The sequence below is a fragment of the Methanosarcina baltica genome (genome assembly GCF_055394095.1).
On the sequence record NZ_AP042463.1, the window covers coordinates 2547322 to 2563543 of the forward strand.

General features: G+C 39.0%; 12 protein-coding genes and 2 pseudogenes. 6 read left to right on the forward strand and 8 right to left on the reverse strand.

What is annotated here, in order from left to right:
* Window positions 1-77: 77 nt before the first annotated feature.
* A complete protein-coding gene (locus tag ACZ5QV_RS11130; protein WP_464599879.1) occupies window positions 78-1370 on the forward strand; it encodes a mechanosensitive ion channel family protein in 1293 nt (430 codons plus the stop codon).
* A gap of 81 nt (window positions 1371-1451) precedes the next feature.
* Here ACZ5QV_RS11130 and ACZ5QV_RS11135 read toward each other — a convergent pair whose 3' ends face one another.
* A complete protein-coding gene (locus ACZ5QV_RS11135) occupies window positions 1452-1937 on the reverse strand; it encodes a hypothetical protein (protein WP_464599880.1) in 486 nt (161 codons plus the stop codon).
* A 304-nt stretch (window positions 1938-2241) separates the two neighbouring features.
* Window positions 2242-2400 carry a Fic family protein gene (locus ACZ5QV_RS11140; protein ID WP_464602095.1) on the reverse strand — a complete coding sequence of 53 codons (159 nt, stop codon included), beginning with the start codon at window positions 2398-2400 and terminating at the stop codon, window positions 2242-2244.
* Window positions 2401-4232: 1832 nt separating this feature from the next.
* On the opposite strand from ACZ5QV_RS11140, the gene ACZ5QV_RS11145 reads away from it, so the two are divergent.
* On the forward strand, window positions 4233-5114 hold the full coding sequence (locus ACZ5QV_RS11145) for a hypothetical protein (RefSeq protein WP_464599881.1): 882 nt from the start codon (window positions 4233-4235) through the stop codon (window positions 5112-5114).
* A gap of 153 nt (window positions 5115-5267) precedes the next feature.
* On the opposite strand, the gene tnpC (ACZ5QV_RS11150) is transcribed toward ACZ5QV_RS11145, so the two are convergent.
* Both tnpC (ACZ5QV_RS11150) and tnpC (ACZ5QV_RS11155) read right to left on the reverse strand, forming a co-directional pair.
* On the reverse strand, window positions 5268-6830 hold the full coding sequence (gene tnpC / locus ACZ5QV_RS11150) for an IS66 family transposase (RefSeq protein WP_464599444.1): 1563 nt from the start codon (window positions 6828-6830) through the stop codon (window positions 5268-5270).
* A gap of 90 nt (window positions 6831-6920) precedes the next feature.
* A pseudogene (tnpC, locus tag ACZ5QV_RS11155) lies at window positions 6921-8246 on the reverse strand (IS66 family transposase); the annotation flags it as partial.
* 290 nt (window positions 8247-8536) lie between these two features.
* On the opposite strand from tnpC (ACZ5QV_RS11155), the gene ACZ5QV_RS11160 reads away from it, so the two are divergent.
* Window positions 8537-9049 carry a hypothetical protein gene (locus ACZ5QV_RS11160; RefSeq protein ID WP_464599882.1) on the forward strand — a complete coding sequence of 171 codons (513 nt, stop codon included), beginning with the start codon at window positions 8537-8539 and terminating at the stop codon, window positions 9047-9049.
* 355 nt (window positions 9050-9404) lie between these two features.
* On the opposite strand, the pseudogene ACZ5QV_RS11165 reads toward ACZ5QV_RS11160, so the two are convergent.
* Window positions 9405-9539: pseudogene (locus ACZ5QV_RS11165) on the reverse strand (orotidine 5'-phosphate decarboxylase / HUMPS family protein); the annotation flags it as partial.
* 59 nt (window positions 9540-9598) lie between these two features.
* Between ACZ5QV_RS11165 and ACZ5QV_RS11170 the strand changes: the two are divergent.
* Window positions 9599-10141 carry a type I restriction-modification enzyme R subunit C-terminal domain-containing protein gene (locus tag ACZ5QV_RS11170; protein WP_464599883.1) on the forward strand — a complete coding sequence of 181 codons (543 nt, stop codon included), beginning with the start codon at window positions 9599-9601 and terminating at the stop codon, window positions 10139-10141.
* A gap of 507 nt (window positions 10142-10648) precedes the next feature.
* Here the strand turns inward: ACZ5QV_RS11170 and ACZ5QV_RS11175 are convergent.
* The 3 genes from ACZ5QV_RS11175 to ACZ5QV_RS11185 all read right to left on the reverse strand — a co-directional run bounded on the left by ACZ5QV_RS11175 (window position 10649) and on the right by ACZ5QV_RS11185 (window position 13612).
* The gene (locus ACZ5QV_RS11175; protein WP_464599884.1) at window positions 10649-11080 is read right to left on the reverse strand and encodes a uroporphyrinogen decarboxylase/cobalamine-independent methonine synthase family protein; all 432 of its coding nucleotides are present in this window, start codon (window positions 11078-11080) and stop codon (window positions 10649-10651) included.
* Window positions 11081-11326: 246 nt separating this feature from the next.
* Window positions 11327-12991 (reverse strand): IS1634 family transposase, encoded by a 1665-nt coding sequence (locus ACZ5QV_RS11180; protein WP_464599431.1) that lies wholly within the window; start codon window positions 12989-12991, stop codon window positions 11327-11329.
* An 81-nt stretch (window positions 12992-13072) separates the two neighbouring features.
* Window positions 13073-13612 (reverse strand): uroporphyrinogen decarboxylase/cobalamine-independent methonine synthase family protein, encoded by a 540-nt coding sequence (locus ACZ5QV_RS11185; RefSeq protein ID WP_464599885.1) that lies wholly within the window; start codon window positions 13610-13612, stop codon window positions 13073-13075.
* 406 nt (window positions 13613-14018) lie between these two features.
* On the opposite strand from ACZ5QV_RS11185, the gene ACZ5QV_RS11190 reads away from it, so the two are divergent.
* Both ACZ5QV_RS11190 and ACZ5QV_RS11195 read left to right on the forward strand, forming a co-directional pair.
* Window positions 14019-14264, forward strand: a complete 246-nt coding sequence (locus ACZ5QV_RS11190) for a DUF2769 domain-containing protein (RefSeq protein ID WP_464599886.1) — start codon at window positions 14019-14021, stop codon at window positions 14262-14264.
* Between the two features lie 182 nt (window positions 14265-14446).
* Entirely contained in the window at window positions 14447-15931 is a 1485-nt protein-coding gene (locus ACZ5QV_RS11195; protein WP_464602096.1) for a glutamate synthase-related protein, read from the forward strand.
* Window positions 15932-16222 lie beyond the last annotated feature (291 nt).

A 16222-nucleotide genomic window follows, 5' to 3' on the forward strand; every position in this document is an offset into this window, starting at 1 on the left:
TAATTAAGGAGAAAGTCGAGATTATTTAAGGAAAAACAGGATTAACTGGAGCAGGAGGAGAGGAGGAGGCCCTGGAAATGGAACTTGAAACATTGATTCCTAAAGAATATCTTACAGGGCTTGTAATCCTGGCAGTCACGCTTTTACTCTTCCTTGCTTTTAATTACCTGCTCGGCCGGGTCATCCCGGATAAAAAAGAGACCAGGTTCATCAAAACGATTCTCCGTTTTTTAATCATTTTCTTCGGCCTGGCCCTTGTCTTCCTGAGCCTGCCTCTCCCAGAGGAGAGCAAGCAGTCTTTCCTGAACCTGCTCGGGATCATTGCCGGAGCCGCGATTGCCCTCTCCTCAACAACTTTCATCGCAAACGCCATGTCCGGCATGATGCTGCGCCTCATCAAACCCTTCCGGGTGGGGGACTATATAGAAAGCGGGGAGGTCTTCGGCCGGGTAACGGATGTGCAGGTCCTCTATACACGCGTCCAGTCCGTGGAGAGGGACCTTATAACCCTCCCGAACCTGAAATTAGTCTCAAACCCCTTAAAAACAATAAGGACCTCGGGCACGGTTATCAACACGACGGTTTCCTTAGGCTACGATATTCCATGGCAGGATATTGAAAAAAACCTGGTGCTTGCTGCGGAAAAAACGGGCCTTGAAACTCCCTTCGTCCACGTCCTGGAACTCGGGGACTTTTCGGTTACCTACAAGGTCGGAGGCCTTTTAAAAGAGATAGAGGGCCTGATCTCGGCCCGCTCGGACTTTAAGAAAGCGGTGCTTGACACTCTCCATGAGGCCGGTATAGAGATCGTTTCCCCCAATTTCATGAACCAGAGAATCCTGAAGGAGGACACGGTATGCATCCCCCCGAAAAAGGCTGTCGAGTTCGGGGACGGAACCGAAACTGGAGCCGGAGCAGGAGTCGGAGCCGAAGCAGGAGCAGAAGCCAGGGATGGGGAAGGAGCAGAGAAAAAGCCTTCTGAAAAAAAGCCTGAAGAATTCATATTTGATAAAGCAATCGAGGCCGAGGTCCTGGACCGGCTTGAAAAAGTCCTTTCAGGCTGTGAGAAAAGGGAAAAGACCTTTGAGCAGCAGATTAACGTCGTCCCGGACAAAAAGCTCAAAGAGGATCTGATGTCGAAATTGGAATTTTTAAAAAGCCGGAAAGAGGAAGTAAAAGCCGATTTCGAAAAAATAAAGGAGCAGGAGGAAGAAAGCGAGGAAACAAGCGAGGAAACAAGTGATCCCGAATCAAGGTCCCGCCTCCTCCAGAGCCTGAACCTGAAAGCTGACCACCTCTACATCCGCCGCAGAAAACTCGAAAAAGAACTGGAGAAGATAGCGGGAGAAAAAGAGCCGGAGCAGGCTTGAATCTGAAGGCTCAGATTTTTGAGTTCTGTAAAAGCTGTATTTGCTTTAAACGGCCGGTTGCTATCAGGGAATATCGATTGGTCAGATATCAAAGTTAACCTTTAATATCTCACAGGGTGGCATGTTTTTAATTTGTACGCCTTCCGGTGTTCCTGCAAGCTCCATACTATCGAATTCATTTGGACCGCACAGTACGTCCTGATTCGGGTGCGTGCCGGGCCTGATATTGCAGCTTAAAACAGTCTTTTGCCCGGCTGAAACCACTATTGGAAGCCTTGCTGATGCGGGATGGTTTTTTGGAAGAACTATTAATGGGGATCTGATTTCCCGAATCATGAAGAGAACGCATTTAAGTCCTTTTTCAGTTTTCTCGTTCCCCGAAAGCGCAGAAGCGACAATCAGGTCATGGGGTTCGAGCCCGAGTACAATCTCTTCGTTTTCAGTTTCTAAAAAGAACTGTCCACGCGGGCCTACTTTCACAACAGCCACCGTTCCTGCCGTGCCGCGCAGGAGAAGCATTTCACTTTCTTTAAGTGAAATGTCTGTAGAAGAGGTCACTTTTTTCATGATAAAAAAATAATTATAAGTATTTGAAAAATCCAGACGATTATTTGGATTCTTCTACATTTGCAGACTGGCAGGAAGGACACTTTACATTTTTGCCAATGCCTTTGAATTTATTCCCACAGTCCTTGCATACATAATATTTAACCGCTAATTTATCTTTCAGATCGATATCGAATGCATCTCCAACACTACACATTATTGTCACCTCGTTGTTATGGAATCTATAATCTATAATCCTTATATTATTACTTATACTTCTTCAATTAATACCTTTTCACGCCGTTAACTATCCCTCAATGGAGTCTCAGATTTTTGAGGCCTGCAAAAGCTGTTTTTGCTTTATGCGGCCTTTTTCCGTCAGGCGATATTTCTGTTTACTGCTGCGGGGTTTTTCGGGGATGGTCATTTCTACTAATCGGGTTTCAATAAGTGGATTAAGGACCAGTTCCCGGAATTTAGGAATGGCTGAAAAATAACTTCATATTTTCAGGTAGGGAATCACTTTATACCCACACAGATTATATTTTTGTTAATGGAAATGTCTTGTGTGTGCATTCAAACCACGGAACACACGGAACACACGGAAAAAGAATCCCGGAAGACACAAATTAAGGTTGTTCTGGTTTTTTTCGTCCTCTTGAGGGAGCATAGCTCCCGAAAAGGACCCCGTGCTGTTGCACTTGCAGTGCAACTCCCAGGAAATCTTCGATTTCCTGTGATCCCGAAGCGGAACTCGGGTATTTAAAGTCCCGGCGTACTCACCGGCCATCAGGCCGGTTTCCGTGTCCTTCCGTGTTTTTCCGTGGTTAAGAAATGGTAAACAAAAATACTTGATATTATATTTGGCTCATTCCTTAGTCAGATTTGTCCGCCCCACCCACTCCATTAATTCCGTAATTGAATGAGAAACTTCAAAGTTCACAAGTAGTTTCATCTGATCCTGACTTAGTCCCAACTTGGTCCCAACTTGGTCCCACCAGAGGTAACTTCCGTGGTGACTTCCGTGGTGACTTCCGGGGTGACTTCCGGGGTAACTTCTGTGGTGACTTCCGTGGTGACTTCCGTGGTGACTTCCGGGGTTGTACTTCCTGCCGGCCCCGGAATAAATCAGTTTTTTGTATCGGTTTTTCAGGTTATCGGGTAAAATTAATCGATTTTCGATCCCGGCGATCATCACCCGAGTTCCGCTTCGGGAGCACGGGGTCCGTTTCGCTCGCGTTGCTCACTCAAGCGGACTAAAAATTAATCGATTTTCGATCCCGGCGATCATCACCCGAGTTCCGCTTCGGGAGCACGGGGTCCGTTTCGCTCGCGTTGCTCACTCAAGCGGACTAAAAATTAATCGATTTTCGATCCCGGCGCTCTCAACGGCCGACGAAGGAGGCCGGGCTTTTCGAAAGGAAAATGAGGACAGATCACACGCTGAAAACCGCAAAACCGGGCGAAAGAAACCACATCACCGGGACGGGGGCACTTTTGTCCAGTCAGATCTTAGATTCTTCAAAAACTTGACTGTGCTTTTGAGGTCGATTTTGGCTCTTCGCCGTTCTCTGTGGATAAGATGGAATTCAATTCAAGACCGTGTTGGTTTTTATAATGAATAAACACTCAAAAAAGTGAGGAGCCGGAATATCCCGAAGTCGAAGTTATTGGATTTTCTTGTGCATCTACCTTTCAATGATAAGTCTCTTTATAAGTAGGGTGAGCTACAAAGACGATGTAAATTCTATTCAAACAGACCAAAATTAAAAAGTAGGTTAATGGATGGAAATACGTATCCTCTTCAAAATTAGCGGTAAATTTTTCAGCCATGCAAATACTTAATAACTAAATTTCAGAATATTCTAAATTTAATGGGGCGCAAGTTGGTGATTCCCCAACTCATATAATTAATTCTATTTCACTCAAACTCATGAAATTCACGTTGCTACCTCTAAATTTGAAGCGGATACGGAAATACTGTGAATCAATAACTTTTATAAAGGTGTTAACCATATGAAAAAGTTACAAACATTAAAAAGTGTAACTATTCAGGCACCTTATTATGAGCCAATTGATATAGATTTTGTCCATTTGGATAAATCAAGTTCTGGATTTATATCAAAATTGAAAACTGAATCATTAGTATGAGTTACGCACTTGAGATGCAAAACCAAGCACATGAGAGCTTATCAATAATATTGTGCTTTAGACCGTTTAGTGCTTCATGCCACTGGTTTTTTGTTCAACTGCGTAAGTCCTAATTAGTATTGGATAGCTGAATAGTTTCAAAAAAATTAAATTGGAATGAACTAAATGGCAAAAATAAACTTATCTCCTTATACAATTAAAGTTAGAGAAAAGAACTCCAATGAATACCAAAATTTGGATGATTTATTTGGAAAAAGGGTTTCATTATTTAATGAAATTAAAGAAATCAAACATAAGTATAAATTAAAACCTTATAAACAAGATGATAGTAAAAAAGCTTTTAAATTTGAGGATAAAGAACTCATTTTTGATATCGATAATGTAAAAATTATTCAGGACATCGTATACTATGGAGAATATGGAATATTGAGAAAAATAATGAATACAGAAACAGGAGAAATAAATAAAGAGGATATGATCTCTCCTGAAGAATCTCCTGTTTATGATTTGACTTTTACTTATTTCCAAGATACTTTGATCAAGAAACAGGGTTACATTATCGTGCAAAGTTATTCAAAGTTTGCTTATAAAACTGTTTTTAATGAATTGCTTAAGAAGACATTAGGATCTATATTAAAAAGAGATGTGATTGTTGAAATCAATCCAATTATAAGTTCAGAGTTGATACATTTAATCGAAAAGGGTGGAAGAGTTGTCGAAATTGATTTAATATCCAATGATGTATCTAAGGACTCTTCAGATATTTTGTTGGATTCTGATGGAAGTGAGATAGAAATAAAAAATGCAGGAAAAATAAGTTATTCCTTAACTTGTTCTAAAGGTAAGAGTCTAATATCACTTGATAAAGCTAAGTACATATTAGAAAAATTAAAAGAGATGGTTCTGAATTCAGATGCTACACCGTTTTATGAAATGACCAAGTGTAAATTAAATGAAGTAAAGATTAAAATATCAACAGAAATTGTAACTATTCAGCCTACTGATAAAAAAAGCATAGTTTCAGCTAATGTTGCAACTATCGGATAATAGCGGCGCTCCATTGAGCGCCGCTCGAATAGCATCCATGACATTCAAGCTATTCTTTCTAATAGTGGATATGTATCCCCGAATTCTGCAGAAAGCTACCGCTCCTTCGATGCTTCGGAAAGTTCCCGAAATCTTCTGTTGTAGCGTATCTATTCAGGGTAAGGGTGGCACATTTTCAATCGCCGCATGAAGTGAACTTATAGTAGGTATATTATTCTTTATTAGTGTAGATATGTATCCCCTAATTCTAAAGAAAACATCTGCTCCATGGGGTTTCCTAAAATCTCCCGATATTTTTTGCTGAACTGTTATCATTCTGAGATCTCTTTCTGCTTGGTTGTTACTGAAAGGAACTCTTAGATCCGTAGCAAACCTCAAGATTTCTTTTTCATACTTTGAAAGTCTATCAAGGAGATTTTTTGCATCGCTCTGCGCTTTTCTTCCTCTTTTAACCCCATTGTCTTTCGAGATTTCAGGTGGAGGATTGTCCTCAAATCCTTTCATTAGTATTGACTGATACTTTTCTTTAAAGGTCTTGAGCGTATCTTCATCTATTTGTATGCCCTGTTTTCTGGCAAAGTCTGCGCATTTTTTAATTTCATATAGGAGATCAGACATCTCCTCAGCCCACACTTGCTTGAATATGTTATAAATGTCTTTAAGTTCTCTTTGAATGTGGACATTACATGCCGCATGTTCACATTTGTATTTAAAATAGGGTTTCCAGAAATCGTGGACTATAATTCCTCTATATTTAGGCAACACTCCCATTTTATTCATTGCTTTTGATCCTCGACTCCTATTATGGAAATAGTATGTATATTTTTTTGTAGAGATTAAATGGCAGTATTCCCCTTGACCACCAACGTCGATTCCAGTTTCATCACCATGGATGACATTTTCTTTTATCAGTTGCTTCTTGATGTGGTTTGTAGCACCTTTCAACTTGTGAAATAACTTATTTTCTGCCCTAATTATTGTACCAACGCTTATATCAAATCCAAAGGCATCTTTAAATAATTTCTTGATTCGGTCATAGGGAATCAATTGGTAGTTTCGGAGGTAAATTGCAATTGTTAAAACCATATTGCCATATTGGACAGGTTTTGTAATTGATTTCGGAAAAGCAGCTTTGTTTTTGCGGTTACAATAAGGACATTTTTTGATCTCAGCACGATGTTCGGTCACTTTACGCCTTACAATTATTTCAAATTCTTGTCTCTTCTCGTAATTTATAACTTCAATCTTCTCAATGTTACAACCACAATGTTCACATTTATGTAGCTTATAAATGATTGTTTTATCAGGATTTTTAATCATCCTTAATGTAGAACCAGGATGCCCTTTTTGGCCGCCAGGACGTCTAAAACTTCCTTTTTGTGAACCTTTTGATTGAGGTATTTTATCAGTAGAATTGTTAGTAGAGGGAAGTCGATTTCTTTTTTGGTTTTGGTTATTCTTTTTTAGGCGAGATTCTAACTCATTAAGTCTTTCTCGAAGTTCGGTGTTTTCGGATTCAAGATTTTCATATCGAGATTCAAGCTCTTCGTGTCGAGATCCAAGATCTTCATACCGAGATTCAAGCTCTTCGTGTCGAGATCCAAGATCTTCATACCGAGATCCAAGATCTTCATACCGAGACTCAAGATCCTCAATATATGAAACAATGGATTCAGGGTCTGAACGGCATTGAGTAAGAATCTCTTCACATTTCATAAACCTCATTCCAAAATCCGATGATTTTTATATTAATCTATATGAAAAAAGTAATTGTTGAGTTTATACGAAATATAAGTTAGAAACAGAGGTAGCTGAATAGATACGTTGTAGCTTCATCATTCTGATGTCTCGCTCTGCTTGATTATTATCAAATGGAACTCTCAGGTCATTGAGGAATTTCAGAATCCTATCCTTGTATTTTATGAACCTATCAAGGAGATTCTTTGCTTTTGTTTGTGCTGGTCTTCCTCTTTTTTTAACCTGTTTTGAGAGGTCAGGAGGTGGATTTTCTTCAATTCCCTCTTTAATTATTTTATCGTATATTTCCTCGAATGCCCTGACTTTTATTGGATCTATTGGAATTTCCATTTCTCTGCATTCGTCGGTATATTTTTTTACTTCACTCAGAAGTTCATTTACTTTTTTAGCCCATTGCTGCTCAAAATTCTCTTCAACTCCAGTGAGGTCCCTCTTAAGATGAGCATTGCAGAGAGCATGTTCACATCCATATTTGTTGTATGATGCCCAACCATCATGAACTACTACCCCCTTGTATTCTGGAAGAAAACCCAAAGCATTCATTGCCTCTGATCCTCTTTTTGGATGTACAAAATAGTATGTCCACAGACTGTTTGAAACAACATGGAGCCACCATTTTGTCCCTAAAACCCTCATTCCTGTTTCATCACAATGTACAGAATAGGCTACCCGTAGATGTTCGAAAACAGCTTTTTCGAAAGGTTCCAATTTCTGGAATAATTCCTTTTCAGCTCTTTTTATGGTAGCAGGGCTGATACGTATTCCATAAAAGTCCTCTGACAAATCACAAATCCGTTTATAAGGAATCAATTGAAAGTTCCTTAAATATACAAGAGAGGATAAAAGGCGAGGTCCATATTGAATAGGGAATTTTATAGAGTCTGGAAAAGTACCTTTGTTTATTTTCCCACAGTGAGGGCATTTCTTGGACTCAGCACGATGTTCGGTAAATATGATGTTCACAGGAGGAATATCAGCTTCTTGCCTGCGTTCACAGTCCCGAACTTCAGTATCTTCAAGATCATGACCACAATTTTCACAGCAGTGAGGGGAATGAAATATTATATGGTCAGGATCCCCAACCATTTCGAAAGTACTTCCAGAATGACCTTTTTGACCACCAGGTTTTTTCCCACTTCTTGTGCGGCTACTCTTAGGTTTAGGTTTTTCATTCACAAAAACGTCAGTAGAAGGAGGTTTACTGCTGTTTTGGCTGTTTTGATTTAGACGAGCCTCTAAAACCCTTACACGTTCCTCAAGTTCAGCAATTTGAGAAGCCTGTTTCTCTATGATAGTCTCAAGTCTCTGAATTACAGCAACGACTGCTTCAGGGCCTTCTTCATAGATTTCAAGAATCTCTTCACGTGTAAGCATGATACTGAAGAGATAGAGTTATTTTATATGCAATTTTTCCTCGAAACGAGGAAAAATTGCCTTTGTTCAAAGTATGGCTGAATAGTTACCAGAAATTAAAGATTATACAGTAACCATCGTTGCAGATGGATCTGGATTTAAAGAAATTTTACCAATTAATAATGAAGAGGCAATTTCCAAGGATGGAAGTATAAAAAATGGAGAAATACTTATTATTGCAAGGGAATATGCAGGGAGTATATCTAAAAGATATAGATTAAATAAATACTGAGTTATAAAAGAGTGTTAAAATGATATTCAATGTTTTGAAAATATTCAAAGATAATTATACTTTGTTAATTGAAGAGTCTTCTAAATTTCATGTGTATTTTTGGTTATTTATAGTTCCATTAACTATTTCAATTGTTATAACACTTTGTGGTTTTAGATCTGATGATAACCAACTAAGCAATACAATTTCTTTTATTTCTATTATTGTTGGATTCTTGATAAATGCTTCAGTTATATTAATTTCAACCGAAATATCAAAAGGTTCTATTGGTGATGTCTTAAAAAACAGAAGTCATGCCAACATATTTTATACGATATTAGTTGGAATTCTAATAATATTATTGATAATAGTTAAACCGAGTTTTGAACATTCAATTTTTGAACAGTTGCTAAAGATATCATTTACAATTCCAATAATAAATATTCTTTTGGATATTTCCGTAGTATACTATATTATTCTTTATGCGTTATTCATACATTTTATAGTAATGATTTTAGTAATTATAAAAGCATTTTATGCTCTTTATAAATAAATCCAATCGAATAACTTGTTTAAAAATCGATTTCTTACTATTCAGGAAGTTTTCAGCGCCTTTTATACTCATACAGGCTTGGTTTTCAGAATTATATTGGGTTATTGCCTTGCATTTTGATGCAAAAATTCCGAATTTTAAAGCTGGGTGAGTATATACCAACAACGAGATTATATGCTTTATTACGTTTAATGATAGATCGGTAAAGTGCCTCAGTACTCATAGGGTTCATCACGGATCAGCAAAAGTACTCATCACGGATCAGCAAAAGTACTCATCACAGGCACTCATTCCGGAAATATTACTATAATGATACTATTATGCTATTTATTTAAACTTTAAGGATTCAGGCCCCTCATTCTTTCTCCAGCTCACCTTTGATTTCTTCCGCAAGCTTCCGGGCCGCTTCCCTCGGATTCTCGGCCTGGTAGATACCCCCTCCAACAATCACCCAATCAGCCCCGGCCGCGATCACGTCGGCTGCGCTCCCTGATAAAACTGATCGAAAAGCAGAAACGAAAACCCATCTACACCGACTTTGAAGACGAAATGGGCGGCGAGACCGATGTGGATTTTCCGGGTTTTGCCGCAGGGAATTTCGAGAAGTTTCGTGCCAAGACCCGTAATTTCCTCCTGGATCATCAGGACAATCCCGTTATTCAAAAACTCCGTATGAATATTGCCCTGGATGACACTGACCTTGAAGAACTGGAGCAGATACTCTCTGAAAGTGGGGTGGGCAGACCGGAAGAGTTTGCTCACGCAAAAGAAGAGTCAAACGGGCTTGGCCTCTTCGTGCGTTCACTGGTAGGCCTGGACCGGGGGGCTGCAAAAAAATCAATGGCCACCTTCCTTTCAGACAGGACCTTGACCGCGAACCAGATCGAGTTCGTAAACATTGTTGTGAACCATCTTACCGAACATGGTGTGATGGATGCTGCACTACTTTACGAATCCCCGTTTACCGACCTTACCCCACAGGGTCCTGATGAGCTTTTCAGCTCGGCCCAGGTGAATGATCTGATAGGGGCACTGACGCAGATCACGGCAACAGCAATGGCACCCTCATATCAGCAACAAAGCATGGCATGAAGGTTGCTTGAGGGGCCCCAACTGATTGAGAAAAGCAATTATGTTGGATAACTATTAAACATATTTCAATGTACTATTGAGAAATATTTCAGAAAATGAGTGCCTCAGTACTCATAAGAAACTAATATTGAGTGTCTGAAATGTCTAATATTTATAATACCGTTGTGAGTTTCGCGGAAGTTCAGAGCACACCTAAAAGGCTGAATAAAGGCTAAATTTTTTCGATGAACTTTCTAATATTCAATCATCAGCTAGCAAGTTCATGTTTACGTTTACGTTTACGTTTATTTGGAACCAGAGTCCTTCTTTTCTGCATTAAACCGGAGTTACAAAGAATATGCCAAAATCGCTAGTAGAACCTGAAAATAAGAAGTTCAGCAAAATCGATAGCAATATACATAGCTTATACCTATGAATATATCAACTTCGATATCAAGTGCTGCATAATTATAAGAAATTGTTATACCCTACTCATTTCGTTATGCATTGGCATTGTGACACTACATCTTATAAACTCCGGTTAAATTCATTAATACCTTTTGCGGTATTCTCAAGTAGCTTGAAAGCAAGGTCCTGATACGGCCAGAAAGCCAGCCCGCAGTCCGGACTCGCATACTTTATGCGATCCCCAAGAACGGAATAAGCCGTTTCAAGCCTCTTTTTTATGACATCCGGAGTTTCGAGCTCAGTTACGATTTTTTGCATGTACTCCTTTTCCTTCCAGGCATTAATTCCATACTTTTCATTGACAATACCTATAAGACTGGAAATATCGGTTCTCGATACTCCGACTCCTATATAAGTATTTGAATCCTCCAGTACTTTTCTGTCCAGAAGATCCAGGTTGGAAGGAGTTTGCGCATACTCAAATCCAATGACATTGATAGGGGTTTCACATATAAGCTTATATTTCAGGGGGGAATACAGGTGAATCTCCACGTCAGCTCCCTGCTGCCGAGCATAGGTGGAAGCAAGAGTAAGAGCGGAGCTGATATCAGCGTCAGAAAACTTGATCCTATCATTTATCCCGAGGCTGGGTTCATCAAAAGCTATAACCTTTATTTTGAAATTTTTTGCAGTTTTAAATGCCTGTTTAACTTTACTTTCAAAGATGCATGTTTTTCCGTTATCAAGCGGCTTTGTTTGTGTGGGCCTAAGGAATGAATAATCCTACTGATGACGTTTTTATTGGGGTGGCAGGTAATTACCCAAGTTCAAGAAAGAAAATAATGATGCTTGCTTTGTACTCATCTCTTCCAGAATAATATTACACTTATTTGATTCTTTATCCTGGATAACTGCCAGCCTAATTTCGGACAAATTTTCAATTAGTCTTCTCATAGAAAGACCATATCTCTTTGTCTCCCAGGCTAAATATCTGTAGAAAAGTAAGCCAATTATAGACAGAAATACGTGAACTTTGATATTTTCATCTTTGTGGTGGTACACCGGTCCCACAGGGACAAGCAGGTGATCATTCAATAGCTTAAAATCATCCTCTATAGCGCCTTTATTGTTGTATGTTTGCACAATTTTTTTAGTGTGCCAACGGTGCTTATCTGTAAATAGTATATTTTTTCCTAATGAATTTTCGCGCTTATTTTTATTCTCTTCGTCAATCCAGAACTTTAACTGAGGTTTTTTCTTACCTTCAGGAGCATCAGTAATTTCATATTTCACCATACTTCTGTATTTTTTGATAATAATGTCTGCAACCTCTTTTTCTACACTGCTCCTGTTTCTTGCTTTTCCTCTGTTGCTTTCCAGTCTCCTCTGTAGGTCTTCCAGATTCTCAGTTATTTTTGACATATTTGACTCACAAGTTCTTTTTTGAAGTTTGTGAGTTCCTTCATTGAAAGTAATTACTGTTGTAAATTCTGTCCCGTAAAACTGATGCTTTGTCCGATAGCCATAAATTTTGTGGCCTTCTGAGCTTTCATATAAAAATTGATATTTAGATAATGGCACTTCAAGAAGATCATCTGCCTGATTTGCTTTTACAGCCCCTACAAAATTCATCTTTGAAGTTGCTTTTTCAATGTTGTCCTTTGAATTGTTTCCCTTATCAAAAACAAGAACAAGGTCTTCCGAACAAATATTCAATTCGGTTAGACGGTTTACTATTTTGTCAACCAGACCTGAAAATTCCTCTGAATCATGCACATTTCCTGGATATGTCTCGTGAATAAAAGGTAAGTTGTAATCATTAGCAGCCAGCGCTACAGATACCTGATTTTTGTCTTTACGATGCTTTTTGTTATACCCTTTATGAAGCAATTCACTTTTTTCATCATAATTGGTAGCATAAGTGAACCAGTTTGATTCATCCACAAACAGTACTGAAGGGGTTAGTCCTTTTTCGATGAGAACTCGGCACAAATCGTCTTCAATATTTTTCATTGTGTCGGAATCAATGTAATTCATATGATTCAAAAAATTCTGACAATTTAATTTATGAGGGAATTTCCACTTAAAAGATAAGGCCGATTTTTTGAACCATTCCCCAATACCGTTTTCACTTAAAACTCCATGAGATTTCCCCACTATATCAAGTAAAAGATACTCTCCGACACTTAAACCATCGATTGATTTTTTCATAGTGTGCTTGTTCACTATGTCAACGAATCCAAGCTCTTCATTCACATGAAGAAGTGCGGCAAGTTTGCCGTACTCAAAAGATTTCAGTTTCATGTAGGGCAATGATTCACTCTGTTTTTTCATTTCAAATATTTTTTCGGCATTGCCTAAATATATCTGAAATATAGTTTTCACTTTTCCATCAATTCTGCCAGTTTTAATAATATACCAGTATTTTTTACCGTTGATTATTTTCTGTTTTAAAAAAACCATGATATAAATTTAGGTTCTACGTATATAAAGATATTTCTTCAAAAAACAGATACAATAGGCTTTTTAAATGTAATTTAGAACTTAGGCCTTACAAATATTTTTTTTAACGGATCTTCCTTGCCACTGATTTTTGTGGCAAATCAAGGCAAAAATAGCTCTTCTTTGAAAGCTGAGTTTAATGAATTTCTCAATATCCAATGCAAGGATATGATATGCGTCCACAAAAGCTGTTTCCCCGAAAGCCTGAAGATACATATCCGTAGGACCTGCAATACAAACCCTAACTTCAAGAGTCTTTCCTGTCTCCTCTTTATATTGTTTTGCAACCTCTTCAATTATTTCCAGCTCAAGGATCTTTGCATTTTCTTCTTTTAGCACATAGGGTTCATAACAATTCTTTTCTTCTTTGATGATATCCAGGAACTGACCTATCATATCTCTAAACTGAGGATATGTGGGAACGTGTACTCCCACATCAATTTTTCTCCGGAAGGCCTCCCTTATCATGGAAAAGAGTTTTTCGTCTTCATTTCGATTTTCAGCTGCAAGCTTTACCCACTCCCTCGTGATACCCTCAGGTGTGGGAAGGCTCCCTTCATCGATAAAAATAATCTCCCTCATGCCTGGTATATAAGGGAGATGAAGTTTTATAGATATTGGATTCTTTCAGATTTCCTGTGGATCTGGCTTGATCATCATCCATTAGGATGTGCTGCCTATTCTTGCAACTGGTAAGGCACGGCAGAGACTTCAGGAGATGGGAGTGTCTCATTCAAAGAGTTGGATAATTTAAAAATATGACAGAAAATATTAATGTATGGGTAGTAAGGATATTTATTTGTGGATAAAAATTGATCCTGGATTCACCAATTATTGGATTTAGACTGGGGGATTTTAAGCAGACTTTTTGTTTTTTCTTTAATAGCCCAAACGGCCAGGAAAAGAAATTTAGCGAATTCGATTAAAATTATTCAAAAAATATGTATATCGTAGTATAAAAGGGGTTAAATGTAGGAGATTGGTTCAAATGAGTCCTGAAGAATTGGAACAAAAGAAAACAATGGTATTGTCCATGTGTATCTGTAGCACCTGCCCCTCCTGGGTAGAATGCGGTGAGAAAGGCGGATTTTGTTTTCCCACAATTGGTAAAAGCAGCTGCATAACCAAAGAAAAGGGCTGCATCTGCGGTGGATGTCCTGTTACTGAAAAGATGGGATTGAAAAACATGTATTATTGCACTAAAGGCTCTGAAAAAGAGCAAACTGGAATGTAAATCTAAGTAAGGCTCTTCGCCGTCTTCTGTGAGTAAGATGGAATTCGATTCAAGACCGTGTTGGTTTTTGTAAGGGGTAACCATTCAAAAAAGTGAGGAGCCAAAAGTATTTTTGGATATGGAAAAATATCCATCTTTTTTTCATTCAGGGGTACTTATGGAGCGAATTAAGAGGGATTAATGTGGTTAGATACCGATGCAATATCTGTAACGTTTTTGAGTACGATGATGCCCGGGGTGACTCTGTCACCAGCATGAAACCTGGTACAAAACCAGGGGATTTTCCTGATGACTGGAAATGTCCCATCTGCAAATCAGATAAAACCCATCAAATACCCATAAAAGAGGAAGTGAAAGAGGAAAAAGTACAGGAGATCATTACCTGTCCCCATTGTGGTACCAAAAGCAAGGTTACGATATCCTCTGCTAAAATGGAACTGGGGGGATACCTGGGAGAATGGAAACGAGAATCTGATGAACTGGAGACCCATATGGCAGATATTCATAAGATGTCTGTCACTGGAGAATCCATTATCGAACCCATGAGAACCCCTAGGGATGTGATATCGTACGATGATATTCTCATAAAAGGAGCACAACTTGCCAGGATCCCGTTAAACCATGAAGAACCGGTCAATACGAGAACGATCATTGGTCCAAAGGCAAAATATCCCCTGGTGATCGAGACCCCTATCTATATTACCCATATGTCATTTGGTGCATTATCAAAAGAGGTTAAAATAGCTTTAGCAAAGGGAAGCGCTGCTGTTAAGACTGCCATGTGTTCAGGGGAAGGCGGGATATTGCAGGAATCCTTTGATAATGCTTACAAATATATCTTTGAATATGTACCCAACCAGTACAGTGTTACTGATGAGAATCTCAAAAAAGTAGACGCTATTGAGATCAAGATCGGGCAGTCTGTTAAACCGGGCATGGGTGGACATTTGCCTGCTGAAAAGGTTACAAAGGAAATTGCAGAGCTCAGAGGATTTCCTGAAGGGACTGATATTGTGAGTCCTTCCCATTTCGATGATATAAAAAACAAAGATGACCTGAAAACGAAGGTGGATTGGTTAAGGGGAAAATCTGGGGGCAAACCAATAGGTATCAAGATCGCTGCCGGTCATATCGAAGCAGACCTGGAAATTGCAGTTTTCGCTGAACCTGATTTCATCACAATCGATGGCAGACCCGGAGCTACTGCTGCTGCTTTTAGGCATGTTAAACAAGCAGCATCGATTCCAACAGTATTTGCCCTATATCGGGCCAGGAAATTCCTGGATAGTAAAGGTATTACCGATATATCTCTTATCATCACAGGAGGGCATCGAGTATCATCGGATTTTGTAAAAGCATTGGCAATGGGAGCTGATGCTGTTGCTATTGGAACTGCAGCACTGATGGCCTGTGCGTGCCAGCAGTATAGGTTGTGTGATACAGGGAAATGCCCGGTCGGGGTGACTACACAGGATCCAGAATTACGGGCCAGATTGAAGGTGGATATCTCTGCCAGGAAACTGGAAAATTTTCTGCATGTATCCTCAGAGGAATTAAAAGATTTCGCACGGTTGACCGGGAATAATGATGTCCATGCGTTGAACATCAATGACCTGTGCACCACAAATTCGGAGATTTCAAATCATACAGAAATTAAACATATATGACACTGTTTAATTTATTTTGTGGCAACCCAAATTTAGGCTAAATGCGGCAACTACTCGCCACTAAAGAAGCTGTCCGAAAATTCAATTTCAAGGCAAAAACCGGTGAAAAATAAGGCATATAAAGCCTTTAAATCGAAAAAAAAGGAATTAGGATATTACTGATAGTAATTGTCGGACAGCCTGTAAAGCAGGGAGAATCCTGCTGAAGGGTCTTGACCTCATAGTGGCACACCCTGGCCGTCGTTCTTATTCTCATACCTGGGTTTTTGCAGGAGCAGTCCATTGCTCCTG

Excerpts from the sequence above, each read along its gene's own strand:
- ACZ5QV_RS11130 (WP_464599879.1), top strand. The coding sequence starts at position 78 with ATGGAACTTGAAACATTGATTCCTAAAGAATATCTTACAGGGCTTGTA.
- ACZ5QV_RS11135 (WP_464599880.1), bottom strand. The coding sequence starts at position 1,937 with ATGAAAAAAGTGACCTCTTCTACAGACATTTCACTTAAAGAAAGTGAA.
- ACZ5QV_RS11145 (WP_464599881.1), top strand. The coding sequence starts at position 4,233 with ATGGCAAAAATAAACTTATCTCCTTATACAATTAAAGTTAGAGAAAAG.
- tnpC (WP_464599444.1), bottom strand. The coding sequence starts at position 6,830 with ATGAAATGTGAAGAGATTCTTACTCAATGCCGTTCAGACCCTGAATCC.
- ACZ5QV_RS11160 (WP_464599882.1), top strand. The coding sequence starts at position 8,537 with ATGATATTCAATGTTTTGAAAATATTCAAAGATAATTATACTTTGTTA.
- ACZ5QV_RS11170 (WP_464599883.1), top strand. The coding sequence starts at position 9,599 with ATGGGCGGCGAGACCGATGTGGATTTTCCGGGTTTTGCCGCAGGGAAT.
- ACZ5QV_RS11180 (WP_464599431.1), bottom strand. The coding sequence starts at position 12,991 with ATGGTTTTTTTAAAACAGAAAATAATCAACGGTAAAAAATACTGGTAT.
- ACZ5QV_RS11185 (WP_464599885.1), bottom strand. The coding sequence starts at position 13,612 with ATGAGGGAGATTATTTTTATCGATGAAGGGAGCCTTCCCACACCTGAG.
- ACZ5QV_RS11190 (WP_464599886.1), top strand. The coding sequence starts at position 14,019 with ATGAGTCCTGAAGAATTGGAACAAAAGAAAACAATGGTATTGTCCATG.